This window comes from Pseudomonas sp. MIACH, assembly GCF_001269925.1.
Taxonomy (GTDB): Bacteria; Pseudomonadota; Gammaproteobacteria; order Pseudomonadales; family Pseudomonadaceae; genus Aquipseudomonas.
Map to the genome: position 1 here is coordinate 254,827 of NZ_LHVO01000033.1, position 12,499 is coordinate 267,325.

Below are 12,499 nucleotides of genomic sequence, written 5' to 3' on the forward strand. Positions count from 1 at the left end.
AATGACCCCAGAAGTCGCCGTCGACCTGTTCCGTGAAGCGCTGTGGCTGACCACCGTCATGGTGGCCGTGCTGGTGGTGCCGAGCCTGTTGGTGGGCCTGCTGGTGGCGATGTTCCAGGCCGCGACCCAGATCAACGAACAGACCTTGAGCTTCCTGCCGCGCCTGTTGGTGATGCTGATCACCCTGATCGTCGCCGGCCCGTGGCTGGTGCAAACCTTCATGGAATACATCCTGCAGTTGTACGGCAGTATTCCGCAGTTGATCGGCTGATCGAATGAATTCCCTGCTGGCATTGACCGACACCCAGATCAGCACCTGGGTGGCCTCGTTCATCCTGCCGTTGTTTCGGGTGACGGCCATGCTGATGGCCATGCCGGTGTTCGGCACGACCCTGGTTCCACGCCGGGTGCGCCTGTATTTCGCCGTGGCAATTACCGTGGTGCTGGTGCCCGGGTTGCCGCCCATGCCGCCGGTGAATGCCCTGGACCTGAGTGCCCTGATGCTGATCGCCGAGCAGATCCTGATCGGCGCCATGTTGGGCTTCTCCCTGCAGCTGTTCTTCCAGGCATTTGTGATTGCCGGGCAAATCATCTCGATCCAGATGGGTATGGGCTTTGCGTCCATGGTCGACCCCACCAACGGCGTGTCGGCGGCGGTGATCGGACAATTCCTGACCATGCTGGTGACCCTGTTGTTCCTGGCCATGAACGGTCACTTGGTGGCGTTCGAGGTGTTGACCGAAAGCTTCACCACCTTGCCGGTGGGCTCTGGGCTGGTGGTCAATCACTTCTGGGAAATGGTCGGGCGCCTCGGCTGGGTGCTTGGCGCGTCGCTGTTGCTGGTGCTGCCGGCCATCACCGCGCTGCTGGTGGTCAACATTGCGTTTGGTGTGATGACCCGTGCGGCGCCGCAGTTGAACATCTTTTCGATTGGTTTCCCGCTGACCCTGGTATTGGGCATGGGGATTTTCTGGATCGGCCTGGCCGACATTCTCAATCAGTATCAACCGCTGGCGACCGACGCCTTGCAGTTCTTACGCGATCTGGCACGGGCGCGCTGAGCCATGGCCGAGAGCGAGAGTGGTCAGGACAAAACAGAAGACCCCACGGAGAAACGTAAAAAGGACTCCAGGGAAAAGGGCGAGATTGCCCGCTCCAAGGAACTCAACACCGTTGCGACCATGATGGCCGGGTCCGGGGCCTTGCTGATCTATGGCGGCGGCCTGGCGCTGGACCTGATGGAGCTGATGAAGCACAACTTCACCTTGCCGCGCGATGTGTTGCTCAACCCCGGCTCCATGGGCCAATACCTGCTGCACTCGGGCAAAATCGCGATATTGGCGGTGCAGCCCATCTTGATCACCTTGCTGCTGGCCGCGCTGATTGGTCCGGTCGCCCTCGGTGGCTGGCTGTTCGCCGCCGGCAGCATGGCGCCCAAGTTCAGCCGCATGAACCCCGCGGCAGGGCTCAAGCGTATGTTCTCCGCCAAGGCCCTGGTAGAGCTGCTCAAGGCCCTGGCCAAGTTCATCCTGATTCTGTTCGTCGCGCTGATGGTGTTGTCGTCGGACATCGACGACCTGCTGCGCATCGCCCATGAACCGCTGGAATCGGCGATCATCCACAGCGTGCAGGTGGTGGGCTGGAGTGCGCTGTGGATGGCCGCCGGGCTGATCATCATCGCGGCGGTGGATGCGCCGATCCAGCTGTGGGAAAGCCACAAGAAACTGCTGATGACCAAGCAGGAAGTGCGTGACGAGCACAAGGACCAGGAGGGGCGTCCCGAGGTCAAGCAACGCATTCGCCAGCTGCAGCGGGAAATGTCCCAGCGCAAGATGATGGCTTCGGTGCCCGATGCTGACGTAATCATCACCAACCCGACGCACTACGCCGTGGCCCTCAAGTACGACCCGGAGAAGGGCGGCGCCCCGATGCTGCTGGCCAAGGGCAGCGACTTTACCGCATTGAAAATCCGCGAAATCGCCGTGGCCCACGACATCCTGCTGCTGGAATCGCCGGAGCTGGCGCGGTCGATCTTCTACTCCACCGACCTTGACCAGGAGATCCCCGCAGGGTTGTACCTGGCCGTGGCCCAGGTGTTGGCGTATGTCTATCAGATTCGCCAATACCGCGCCGGCAAGGGCAAGCGCCCGGATCCGCTCAAGGATCTGCCGATTCCGCCGGAGTTGCGTCGCGATTCCTGATCTTTCCCGCATTTATAGTGCCACCGCTCGTCGAAAACTCCCCTCGACCTGTCAACTTTGACAGTAGCCAGCATTACCTTCTCGCGGTTCTATGGCCTTCAGGCACTGCGCATTACGATGCAGGATGTGAGGTGATGCAGTTGTTTAAAGGCAGAGTCAAAGCTTATGACCCGCAAACCGGCAAAGGCTCTATTGCGCCGGAGGGTGGCGGCGATGACGTGTCAGTAGATTCGCGCAGCTCGGGTGAGCGCTTGCTTTCGGAGGGTCAGAAAGTGTCGTTTCGGATGATTCATCGGCCCGATGGCGTCTATGCGTGCGACATCAAACTGATCTGACGACACCCGTGCTGGCCCTTAATTGAAGTGTACGGAGAACGGCAATGGCGACGGGTACGGTGAAATGGTTTAACGCGGAGAAGGGGTTTGGGTTTATCACTCAGGACGGTGGGGGCGATCTATTTGTGCACTACTCGGCCATAACGAGCGGCGGATTCAGAACCCTTGAAGAGGGGCAAAAAGTAGAGTTCGAGGTTGCCCAAGGGCCCAAAGGTGCTCAGGCTGAAAACGTCCGCGTCCAGGCCTCAAATGTGTAAACGATGTCCCCGGTTTCAGATGTAAACGATGTCTACGGTTCTACACCCCGATAGCGGTGTATCAGCAGCCTACCCTTGGCCTGACACACGGCTATCTGGGGTAAGCCCCTCCAATATTTGGCCCCGATTTCACCTCGATAAGCTCAGTTGGCCGTTGGGCCTTTGCTAGTGAGTTGTACTTGCTACCTGTCAACCTTAACAGTAGCCGCCGCCACGGTATCGCGATCTGATGGGGCGGAACGCACACGGCGTGCGTAAATCTTGTTGAGGAAGGAGGGATTTCTGATGATCACTACCGACAGCGGTCTTCAGTATGGGGACACGACAGAGGGTGAAGGTGTTGAAGCCAAGGCTGGCCAGCGTGTCAGCGTTCATTACACGGGTTGGCTTTGGGAAAATGGCGTACAAGGGGCCAAGTTTGACTCGAGCCGTGATCGCAACGATCCATTCGTGTTTGCATTGGGTGCGGGTCAAGTTATTCGTGGGTGGGATGAGGGTGTGCAAGGAATGAAGGTTGGCGGGCAGCGAAGGTTGATCATCCCTCCTCAGCTTGGGTATGGGGCAAGGGGCGCTGGGGGGCTAATCCCACCAAATGCAACACTCTGCTTTGATGTGGAATTGCTCGGTGTTTGATTGTTCTCTTACTGCCAGAGGAATATGACATCTCGCAAGGTCACAAAGACCCGCAGGCCTGGAATATACGACCTCTTTAAAAGCTTACCCCCGCTCGAAAGTGTGGAAAGGGATTGCCCCCGATAGTGGTGGATCAGTCAAAACATCAGTGCCTGACACTCAGCAATCGGGAGCAAGCCCCCCCCACAGTCCAATCGATTTATACCCGCTGGATTGTGTCCTTTATGAGGAGGTCCGAAACTAAAAGCAAAGTTGGAAGGCTTCTTGCAATACCGCCTCCAGGACGCCTCCCGGCGTCAAAAGTTTGCTTCAAGGAAACGAGGAATACCGGTGGTGGATCGCTCTCAAATGTTCAGCACGGCCCGTGGCACCCTGACTGACCTCTCGCGGGGCAATCTGGGTGTGCCGTTGTTGTTGCTGGTCATGCTGGCAATGATGATGTTGCCGATGCCGCCGTTCCTGCTGGACGTGTTCTTCACCTTCAACATTGCCCTCTCCGTCGTGGTGCTGCTGGTGTGCGTCTACGCCCTGCGGCCGCTGGATTTCGCGGTGTTCCCGACGATCCTGCTGGTGGCGACCCTGCTGCGGCTGGCGCTGAACGTGGCGTCCACGCGGGTGGTGATGCTCCACGGCCAAGACGGCCACGCCGCCGCCGGTAAGGTAATCCAGGCCTTCGGTGAGGTGGTGATCGGCGGTAACTACGTGGTCGGTATCGTGGTGTTCGCGATCCTGATGATCATCAACTTCGTGGTGGTGACCAAGGGCGCCGGGCGGATTTCCGAGGTGAGCGCGCGGTTTACCCTCGACGCCATGCCCGGCAAACAGATGGCCATCGACGCCGACCTCAACGCCGGTCTGATCGACCAGAACCAGGCCAAGACCCGCCGTTTGGAAGTGGCCCAGGAAGCCGAGTTCTACGGCTCCATGGACGGTGCCAGCAAATTCGTGCGCGGTGACGCCATCGCCGGCCTGCTGATCCTGTTTATCAACCTGATCGGCGGCATGGCGGTCGGGATCTTCCAGCACGGCATGACCTTCGGCGATGCGGGCAAGGTATACGCCTTGCTGACCATCGGTGACGGTTTAGTGGCGCAATTGCCATCACTGTTGTTATCTACAGCGGCAGCCATCATGGTGACCCGTGCTTCGGGCTCCGAAGACATGGGCAAGCAGATCAGCCGGCAGATGTTTGCCTCGCCCAAGGCCCTGGCCGTGGCAGCGGGCATCATGGCGATCATGGGCATCGTGCCGGGCATGCCCCATGTGTCGTTCCTGAGCATGGCGGCCCTGGCGGGCGGCGCTGCCTACCTGTTCTGGAAAAAGCAAAATGCGGTCAAGGTCCAGGCCCTGCAGGAAGTGGCGCGCCAGCAGGAACTGCTGCCATCCCCGGCGCGCGCCCAGGAAACCAAGGAGTTGGGCTGGGACGACGTGACGCCTATCGACATGATCGGCCTGGAAGTCGGCTATCGCCTGATTCCATTGGTGGACCGCAACCAGGGCGGCCAGTTGCTCGCGCGGATCAAGGGCGTGCGCAAGAAGCTGTCCCAGGACCTGGGCTTCCTGATGCCCACCGTGCACATCCGCGACAACCTCGACCTGGCACCCAGTGCCTACCGCCTGACCCTGATGGGCGTGATCCTGGCCGAAGCCGAGATCTACCCGGACCGCGAGCTGGCAATCAACCCCGGCCAGGTGTTCGGCAGCCTCAACGGCATCACCGCCAAAGATCCGGCTTTTGGCCTGGACGCGGTGTGGATCGAAATCAGCCAGCGCAGCCAGGCGCAGTCCCTGGGCTACACCGTGGTGGACGCCAGTACGGTGGTCGCCACGCACCTCAACCAGATTCTGTACAAGCACTCCCATGAGCTGATCGGTCACGAAGAAGTCCAGCAATTGATGGGGTTGCTGGGCAAGGCTTCGCCAAAACTGGCGGAAGAGTTGGTGCCGGGCGTGCTGTCACTGTCGCAACTGCTCAAGGTGCTGCAGGCGTTGCTGGCCGAACAGGTGCCGGTGCGCGACATTCGCAGCATTGCCGAGGCTATCGCCAACAACGCCGCCAAGAGTCAAGATACCGCCGCGCTGGTGGCCGCAGTGCGTGTCGGATTGTCCCGCGCAATCGTGCAAAGCATTGTAGGGCTTGACTCCGAGCTGCCTGTGATCACCTTGGAACCAAGGTTGGAACAAATATTGCTCAATAGTATTCAGAAGGCGGGACAAGGCCAGGAAGAGGGCGTTCTGCTGGAGCCAAGCATGGCTGAAAAACTGCAGCGTTCGTTGATCGACGCTGCACAGCGCCAGGAAATGCAGGGCCAACCGGTGATTCTGCTGGTGGCAGGCCCGGTTCGGGCGATGTTGTCGCGGTTTGGACGTCTGGCAGTACCGAATTTGCACGTTTTGGCTTATCAGGAAATTCCTGACAACAAGCAAGTGACTATCGTCGCGACAGTAGGGCCCAACGGCTGAGGGTAGTGGGTTATGCAAGTTAAGCGTTTTTTCGCCGCCGATATGCGTCAGGCCATGAAACTGGTCCGCGATGAGCTGGGCGCCGACGCCGCGATTATCGGTAACCGTCGTATTGCCGGCGGTGTCGAGCTGACGGCTGCCCTGGATTACACCCCCTCGGCGTTGGCGCCGCGTGTGCCGAACATGGAGCTTGAAGACGAGCTGCGCAAGACTGCGTCGCGCATCGTCTCGGCCCAGGCTGAACTGAGCATGCGTGGCGACAGCGATGCCACCACCAATCGCCAGTTGTTCGCCGGCCTGCCGCTGACCGCCGCCGAGCCGCTGGTCGAACCAACCTTTATCGAACCGCCGCGTCCTGCTGCGCCAGCCCCGGCTGCCGCAGTCGACCAGCGCGTCTTCGACTCGATGCGCTTTGAACTCAACGGCCTGCGCGAACTGCTGGAAGTGCAACTCGGGTCGCTGGCCTGGACCCAGCTGCAAGGCAGCAAGCCGCAACAGGCCAACCTGTGGCGTCGCCTGCAACGCATCGGCCTGTCCGGACCGTTGTCCCGCGACCTGCTGGCGCTGACCACCGAAATCGAAGAGCCTCGCCAGGCCTGGCGCATGTTGCTGGCCCACCTGGCGCGGATGATCGCCACCCCGGAAATCGAACCCCTGGAAGAGGGCGGCGTGATTGCCATGGTCGGCCCTGCCGGCATGGGCAAGACCACCACCCTGGCCAAGCTGGCGGCGCGTTACGTGCTCAAGTACGGCGCGAATAACATCGCGCTGGTGAGCATGGACAGCTACCGCATCGGCGCCCAGGAACAGCTCAAGACCCTGGGCCGTATCCTCAATGTGCCGGTCACCCACGTCGACCCGGGCCAGTCCCTGGCCAACGCGCTCGATCCGTTGCTGCGCAAGCGTGTGGTGCTGATTGACACCGCCGGCCTGCAAGCCAGCGATCCGGCGTTGCGCATGCAACTGGAAAGCCTGGCCGGGCGCGGCATCAAGTCAAAAAATTACCTGGTGCTTGCAACCACCAGCCAGAAACAGGTTCTTACCGCTGCGTACCATAGCTACAAGCGTTGCGGTCTGGCCGGTTGCATCCTGACCAAACTGGATGAAACCGCCAGCCTGGGCGAAGTGTTGAGCCTGGCTATCAGCCATGAACTACCGGTTGCTTACCTGACCGACGGGCCGCGGATCCCGGATGATTTGCATCTGCCGCGCCGTCATCAGTTGGTCAGCCGCGCCGTGAGCGTGCAAATGCAAGAAGAGCCTAGCGAGGAAGCGATGGCCGATATGTTCGCCGACCTTTACCACAACCCGGCAAAGCGGGTGGGTTGAGGCGCGATGAACACCGTGAAATGTACCTACATCGATGGTCTGCAAGCGATTCACGCGGCCAAGCCATGTAGCCTGCGTCTAAGCAAGACAAGGTAAAGAAATAAAATGGGCAGCATGCATCCCGTACAGGTGATCGCGGTGACCGGCGGCAAAGGTGGCGTCGGAAAAACTAACGTGTCAGTGAATTTGTCCCTGGCCCTGGCAGAGCTTGGCCGTCGCGTCATGCTGCTGGATGCTGACCTGGGGCTGGCGAACGTCGACGTTCTGCTGGGGCTGACGCCCAAACACACCCTTGCCGATGTGATCGAGGGACGCTGTGAGCTGCGCGATGTGCTGCTCCAGGGCCCTGGCGGGATCCGCATCGTGCCGGCCGCCTCCGGCACCCAGAGCATGGTGCACCTGAGTCCGGCGCAGCATGCCGGCCTGATCCAGGCATTCAGTGATATCGGCGACAACCTCGACGTGCTGGTGATCGACACCGCCGCCGGGATCGGCGAGTCCGTGGTCAGCTTCGTGCGCGCGGCGCAGGAAGTCTTGCTGGTGGTCTGCGATGAACCCACCTCGATCACCGACGCCTACGCCCTGATCAAACTGCTTAACCGCGACTACGGCATGAACCGCTTCCGCGTCCTGGCCAACATGGCCCAGAGCCCGCAGGAAGGTCGCAACCTGTTCGCCAAGTTGACCAAGGTCACGGATCGCTTTCTCGATGTGGCCTTACAATACGTCGGCGCAGTTCCCTACGACGAGTGTGTGCGCAAGGCTGTGCAAAAGCAGCGTGCAGTCTACGAAGCGTTCCCTCGCTCCAAATGCGCATTGGCGTTCAAGGCTATTGCCCAGAAGGTCGATACCTGGCCGTTGCCTGCCAACCCTCGGGGGCATCTGGAGTTTTTCGTCGAGCGATTGGTGCATCAGACGAGTGCAGGACCGGTGCTATGACAGCGAACGGCTATAACGCGTACAAGAAGTCTGCCCGTGACAGTCAAGGCGAGTTGATCGAGCGCTATGCGCCGCTGGTCAAGCGGATCGCCTATCACCTGCTGGCACGCCTGCCCGCCAGTGTCCAGGTCGAAGACCTGATCCAGGCGGGCATGATCGGCCTGCTCGAAGTGTCGACCAAGTACGACGCAAGCAAGGGTGCAAGTTTCGAGACCTATGCGGGCATCCGTATCCGTGGCGCGATGCTGGACGAAGTGCGCAAGGGTGACTGGGCGCCACGCTCGGTGCACCGCAATACGCGCATGGTCAGTGACGCAATTCGGGCAATTGAAGCAAAAACCGGTCGCGACGCTAAAGATCACGAAGTTGCGGCCGAACTCCAATTGAGTCTCGACGATTATTACGGGATTTTGAACGATACCTTGGGCAGCCGCCTGTTCAGTTTCGACGACCTGTTGCAGGACGGCGAGCACGAAGGGCTGCACGAGGACGGCGCGAGCGCGCATATGGAGCCGTCGCGTGACCTGGAAGACGAACGTTTCCAGGGGGCGTTGGCGGACGCCATTGCCAACCTGCCGGAGCGCGAGCGGTTGGTGTTGGCGCTGTACTACGACGAAGAGCTGAACCTCAAGGAAATCGGTGAGGTCCTGGGGGTCAGCGAATCGCGTGTCAGCCAGTTGCACAGCCAGTGCGCGGCCCGCTTGCGGGGGCGTTTGGGAGAGTGGCGAGCGCGCTGACAGGCAGTGTGGGGAGCATTGCAAAGCGATACCGCGAAGGTGATTGGCCTTCGCGGGTTCGACCCGTGGTGCCCCCGGCAGTCCTTGTTGTGTAATGCCTGTTGATTGAAATGGCGCGTCCAGGTGCTGGGCGCGTTTAAGACTGCTTGGAGGTCGAATTGGACAAGAACATGAAAATCCTCATCGTTGATGACTTCTCAACGATGCGGCGGATCATAAAAAACCTGTTGCGTGACCTGGGGTTCACAAACACGGTCGAGGCGGATGATGGCCTGACGGCGATTCCGATCCTCAACAGCGGGAGCATCGACTTTCTGGTAACGGACTGGAACATGCCGGGCATGACCGGTATCGACTTGTTGCGCCACGTGCGTGCCGACGAAAAACTGCGCAGCCTTCCCGTGTTGATGGTGACCGCCGAGGCCAAGCGTGAACAGATCATCGAAGCCGCCCAAGCCGGGGTCAACGGTTACGTGGTCAAGCCATTCACTGCACAGGCCTTGAAAGAGAAGATCGAAAAGATCTTCGAACGCATCCACGGCTAATGCCATCGCGGGGGAGCTATGGAGCATAAAGAAACGTCACTGGGCGACTTTGAGTCGACCCTGAAAAAGCATGCTCACCAGTTGGTCGACAGCCTTGAAAAAGGCCATTTCGGCGACGCGGTGCAGTTGATCCATGAGCTCAACCAGACCCGTGACCGCGGCCTGTACCAGGAAGTGGGCAAGCTCACACGCGAGCTGCACAGTGCGATCGTCAATTTCCAGATTGATCCGCACATGCCCCAGGCCGAAGAGATTTCGCAGATCACCGATGCCACCGAACGCCTGTCCTATGTGGTCAGGCTGACCGAGGCGGCGGCCAACCGCACCATGGACCTGGTGGAAAACGCCACGCCCCTGGTCAACGGCATGGCCACTGAGGCCCACGCCCTGAGCAACGACTGGGGCCGCTTCATGCGCCGTGAAGTCGGTGCAGAAGAGTTTCGTGAGCTGGCCCGTCGAGTCGAAGGGTTCCTGTCACGCAGCGAGCAGGAAAACCGCACGGTTGCCAGCAACCTCAATGACATTCTGCTCGCCCAGGATTACCAGGACCTGACTGGTCAGGTGATCAAGCGTGTGACCCAGTTGGTCACCGAAGTGGAAAGCAACCTGCTCAAATTGGTGCTCATGGCCGGCCAGGTCGACCGTTTTGCCGGCATCGAACATGACCGCGAAGCGATCCTCTCGGAAAAAGATCCACAAAAACATCTCGCCAAGGGTGAAGGTCCGCAGATTCATGCCGATAAACGTGAAGACGTTGTGTCAGGTCAGGATGACGTAGATGACCTGTTATCCAGTTTAGGCTTCTAAGGAGCACCCACATGAGCTTCGGCGCCGATGAAGAGATCCTTCAGGATTTCCTTGTAGAGGCCGGCGAAATTTTAGAGCAACTGTCCGAACAACTGGTCGAGCTGGAAAGCCGCCCGGATGATGCGAACCTGCTCAATGCAATTTTTCGCGGTTTTCATACTGTAAAAGGGGGCGCCGGCTTCCTCCAGCTCCATGAGCTGGTGGAGTGCTGCCACATCGCCGAGAACGTGTTCGACATCCTGCGCAAGGGTGAGCGTCACGTTGATTCGGAGTTGATGGACGTGATTCTCGAAGCACTGGATGCGGTCAACGGCATGTTCAGCGAAGTTCGCGAGCGTGCCCCGATCACCGCAGCCACTCCGGAACTGCTGGCCGCCCTGGCGCGCTATGCAGAGCCGGCCGACACCACGGCAGCGCCGGTGGTCGAAGCCGCACCGGAACCGGTGGCGGAGCCTGAAGCAGATGTGACGGACAGTGAGTTCGAACAACTGCTCAACTCCCTCAGTGCCGTCAAGGCCGAGGCCGAAGCTCCGGCCGCCGTTGCCCCGGCTGTCGCGCCGAGCAGCGAAGACATTACCGACGCTGAGTTCGAGTCTTTGCTCGACCAGTTGCACGGCAAAGGTCAGTTCGCGGCCGACGCCGTAGCGCCTGCCGGTGCTGTCCCTGCTGCGGTGGATGCGCCTGCCGCGTCTGCCAGCACCGACATCACTGACGACGAATTCGAAGCCTTGCTCGACCAGTTGCATGGCAAGGGCACCTTTGCGGCCGACGCCTTGCCGGAAGTCGCCGCTACGGCCGCAGCACCCGCTGCCACTGCCAAGCCTGCGGACGATGGGTTGATCTCCGATCACGAATTCGAAGCGCTGCTGGACGACTTGCACGGCAAAGGCAAGTTCACCGAAGTCGCCCCGGCTGCTGCCGTGGCCACGGCGGCACCGGTTGCGGCCAAACCCGCTGCCAAAGCTGCCGCGCCGGCCGCCAAGCCTGCGCCTGCGCCCGCTGCTGCCCCGGCTCCGGCACGTGCCGCTGCGGCACCCGTCGCGGAAAAACCGGCCAGTGAAGCCGAAACCACCGTACGGGTCGATACCGCGCGGCTGGACGACATCATGAACATGGTCGGCGAGCTGGTATTGGTGCGTAACCGCCTGGTGCGCCTGGGCTTGAGCAGTGGCGATGAAGCCATGCAGAAAGCCGTGTCGAACCTCGACGTGGTCACCGCCGACCTGCAAACCGCGGTGATGAAAACGCGGATGCAGCCGATCAAGAAAGTCTTCGGCCGCTTCCCGCGCCTGGTTCGCGACCTCGCGCGCCAACTGAAGAAAGAGATCAACCTGGAACTGGTGGGTGAAGAAACCGACCTCGACAAAAACCTTGTCGAGGCCCTGGCCGACCCGCTGGTCCACTTGGTGCGCAACGCTGTCGACCACGGTGTCGAAACCCCGGAAGAACGTGAAGCCTCGGGCAAGTCCCGTGGCGGCAAGGTGATCCTGGCGGCGGAACAGGAAGGCGACCACATCCTGCTGTCGATCACCGATGACGGCAAGGGCATGGACCCGACGATTCTGCGCAATATTGCAGTCAAGCGTGGCGTGATGGACAAGGACGCCGCCGACCGCCTGACCGACACCGAGTGCTACAACCTGATCTTCGCCCCTGGCTTCTCGACCAAGACCGAGATTTCCGACGTGTCGGGCCGTGGCGTGGGCATGGACGTGGTGAAGACCAAGATCAGCCAGCTCAACGGCTCGATCAATATCTACTCGACCAAGGGCCAGGGCTCCAAGATCGTCATCAAGGTGCCGTTGACCCTGGCGATCATGCCGACCCTGATGGTGATGCTGGGCAACCAGGCATTTGCCTTCCCGCTGGTCAACGTCAACGAGATCTTCCACCTCGACCTGTCACGCACCAACGTGGTGGACGGCCAGGAAGTGGTGATCGTTCGGGACAAGGCGTTGCCCCTGTTCTACCTCAAGCGCTGGCTGGTTGCTTCGGCTGCCCATGAAGAGCAGCGCGAGGGCCATGTGGTGATTCTCTCCGTGGGCACCCAGCGAATCGGCTTTGTCGTCGATCAACTGGTGGGCCAGGAAGAAGTGGTCATCAAGCCTTTGGGCAAAATGCTGCAGGGAACCCCGGGCATGTCGGGTGCGACCATTACCGGTGACGGTCGGATCGCACTGATTCTCGATGTTCCGAGCATGCTCAAGCGTTACGCCGCTCGGCGTATTTGATTCTGGTGGGGCAGGGCGGTCT

The 12,499-nt window shown here is 60.4% G+C and carries 13 protein-coding genes; all 13 read left to right on the plus strand.

All coding sequences use genetic code 11. The features are described from left to right. Nucleotide 1 precedes the first annotated feature (1 nt). The 13 genes from fliQ (at nucleotide 2) to AD670_RS14385 (ending at nucleotide 12,477) form a co-directional block, all read left to right on the plus strand. The gene (gene fliQ / locus AD670_RS14325) at nucleotides 2-271 is read left to right on the plus strand and encodes a flagellar biosynthesis protein FliQ (RefSeq protein WP_027603863.1); all 270 of its coding nucleotides are present in this window, start codon (nucleotides 2-4) and stop codon (nucleotides 269-271) included. Nucleotides 272-275: 4 nt separating this feature from the next. Continuing rightward, a complete protein-coding gene (gene fliR / locus AD670_RS14330; RefSeq protein ID WP_053133263.1) occupies nucleotides 276-1,061 on the plus strand; it encodes a flagellar biosynthetic protein FliR in 786 nt (261 codons plus the stop codon). Between the two features lie 3 nt (nucleotides 1,062-1,064). Further along, nucleotides 1,065-2,201: a flagellar biosynthesis protein FlhB gene (flhB, locus tag AD670_RS14335; RefSeq protein WP_053133265.1), complete on the plus strand. Its 1,137-nt coding sequence runs from the start codon at nucleotides 1,065-1,067 to the stop codon at nucleotides 2,199-2,201. A 134-nt stretch (nucleotides 2,202-2,335) separates the two neighbouring features. Further along, on the plus strand, nucleotides 2,336-2,536 hold the full coding sequence (locus tag AD670_RS14340) for a cold-shock protein (RefSeq protein ID WP_053133267.1): 201 nt from the start codon (nucleotides 2,336-2,338) through the stop codon (nucleotides 2,534-2,536). Between the two features lie 44 nt (nucleotides 2,537-2,580). After that, nucleotides 2,581-2,793, plus strand: coding sequence for a cold-shock protein (locus AD670_RS14345; RefSeq protein WP_053133269.1), 213 nt, complete (start codon nucleotides 2,581-2,583; stop codon nucleotides 2,791-2,793). Between the two features lie 285 nt (nucleotides 2,794-3,078). Beyond that, nucleotides 3,079-3,426: an FKBP-type peptidyl-prolyl cis-trans isomerase gene (locus AD670_RS14350; RefSeq protein WP_053133271.1), complete on the plus strand. Its 348-nt coding sequence runs from the start codon at nucleotides 3,079-3,081 to the stop codon at nucleotides 3,424-3,426. Nucleotides 3,427-3,774: 348 nt separating this feature from the next. Continuing rightward, complete coding sequence (gene flhA, locus AD670_RS14355; RefSeq protein WP_262417292.1) at nucleotides 3,775-5,889, plus strand: flagellar biosynthesis protein FlhA; 2,115 nt, start codon at nucleotides 3,775-3,777, stop codon at nucleotides 5,887-5,889. Nucleotides 5,890-5,901: 12 nt separating this feature from the next. Next, nucleotides 5,902-7,218, plus strand: a complete 1,317-nt coding sequence (gene flhF, locus AD670_RS14360; RefSeq protein ID WP_053133274.1) for a flagellar biosynthesis protein FlhF — start codon at nucleotides 5,902-5,904, stop codon at nucleotides 7,216-7,218. A gap of 105 nt (nucleotides 7,219-7,323) precedes the next feature. Beyond that, on the plus strand, nucleotides 7,324-8,157 hold the full coding sequence (gene fleN / locus AD670_RS14365) for a flagellar synthesis regulator FleN (protein WP_003192912.1): 834 nt from the start codon (nucleotides 7,324-7,326) through the stop codon (nucleotides 8,155-8,157). After that, nucleotides 8,154-8,894 (plus strand): RNA polymerase sigma factor FliA, encoded by a 741-nt coding sequence (gene fliA / locus AD670_RS14370; protein ID WP_015885174.1) that lies wholly within the window; start codon nucleotides 8,154-8,156, stop codon nucleotides 8,892-8,894. Before fleN ends, fliA begins: the two co-directional genes overlap by 4 nt. Nucleotides 8,895-9,064: 170 nt before the next feature. After that, a complete protein-coding gene (locus tag AD670_RS14375) occupies nucleotides 9,065-9,439 on the plus strand; it encodes a chemotaxis response regulator CheY (RefSeq protein WP_160385018.1) in 375 nt (124 codons plus the stop codon). A gap of 18 nt (nucleotides 9,440-9,457) precedes the next feature. Then, complete coding sequence (locus AD670_RS14380; RefSeq protein WP_053133277.1) at nucleotides 9,458-10,246, plus strand: protein phosphatase CheZ; 789 nt, start codon at nucleotides 9,458-9,460, stop codon at nucleotides 10,244-10,246. 11 nt (nucleotides 10,247-10,257) lie between these two features. Beyond that, nucleotides 10,258-12,477, plus strand: coding sequence for a chemotaxis protein CheA (locus AD670_RS14385; protein WP_053133280.1), 2,220 nt, complete (start codon nucleotides 10,258-10,260; stop codon nucleotides 12,475-12,477). Nucleotides 12,478-12,499: the final 22 nt, after the last annotated feature.

What these genes read in the sequence shown, in the direction of transcription:
- fliQ (WP_027603863.1), top strand. Translation starts at nt 2, where the DNA reads ATGACCCCAGAAGTCGCCGTCGACCTGTTCCGTGAAGCGCTGTGGCTG.
- fliR (WP_053133263.1), top strand. Translation starts at nt 276, where the DNA reads ATGAATTCCCTGCTGGCATTGACCGACACCCAGATCAGCACCTGGGTG.
- flhB (WP_053133265.1), top strand. Translation starts at nt 1,065, where the DNA reads ATGGCCGAGAGCGAGAGTGGTCAGGACAAAACAGAAGACCCCACGGAG.
- AD670_RS14340 (WP_053133267.1), top strand. Translation starts at nt 2,336, where the DNA reads ATGCAGTTGTTTAAAGGCAGAGTCAAAGCTTATGACCCGCAAACCGGC.
- AD670_RS14345 (WP_053133269.1), top strand. Translation starts at nt 2,581, where the DNA reads ATGGCGACGGGTACGGTGAAATGGTTTAACGCGGAGAAGGGGTTTGGG.
- AD670_RS14350 (WP_053133271.1), top strand. Translation starts at nt 3,079, where the DNA reads ATGATCACTACCGACAGCGGTCTTCAGTATGGGGACACGACAGAGGGT.
- flhA (WP_262417292.1), top strand. Translation starts at nt 3,775, where the DNA reads ATGTTCAGCACGGCCCGTGGCACCCTGACTGACCTCTCGCGGGGCAAT.
- flhF (WP_053133274.1), top strand. Translation starts at nt 5,902, where the DNA reads ATGCAAGTTAAGCGTTTTTTCGCCGCCGATATGCGTCAGGCCATGAAA.
- fleN (WP_003192912.1), top strand. Translation starts at nt 7,324, where the DNA reads ATGGGCAGCATGCATCCCGTACAGGTGATCGCGGTGACCGGCGGCAAA.
- fliA (WP_015885174.1), top strand. Translation starts at nt 8,154, where the DNA reads ATGACAGCGAACGGCTATAACGCGTACAAGAAGTCTGCCCGTGACAGT.
- AD670_RS14375 (WP_160385018.1), top strand. Translation starts at nt 9,065, where the DNA reads ATGAAAATCCTCATCGTTGATGACTTCTCAACGATGCGGCGGATCATA.
- AD670_RS14380 (WP_053133277.1), top strand. Translation starts at nt 9,458, where the DNA reads ATGGAGCATAAAGAAACGTCACTGGGCGACTTTGAGTCGACCCTGAAA.
- AD670_RS14385 (WP_053133280.1), top strand. Translation starts at nt 10,258, where the DNA reads ATGAGCTTCGGCGCCGATGAAGAGATCCTTCAGGATTTCCTTGTAGAG.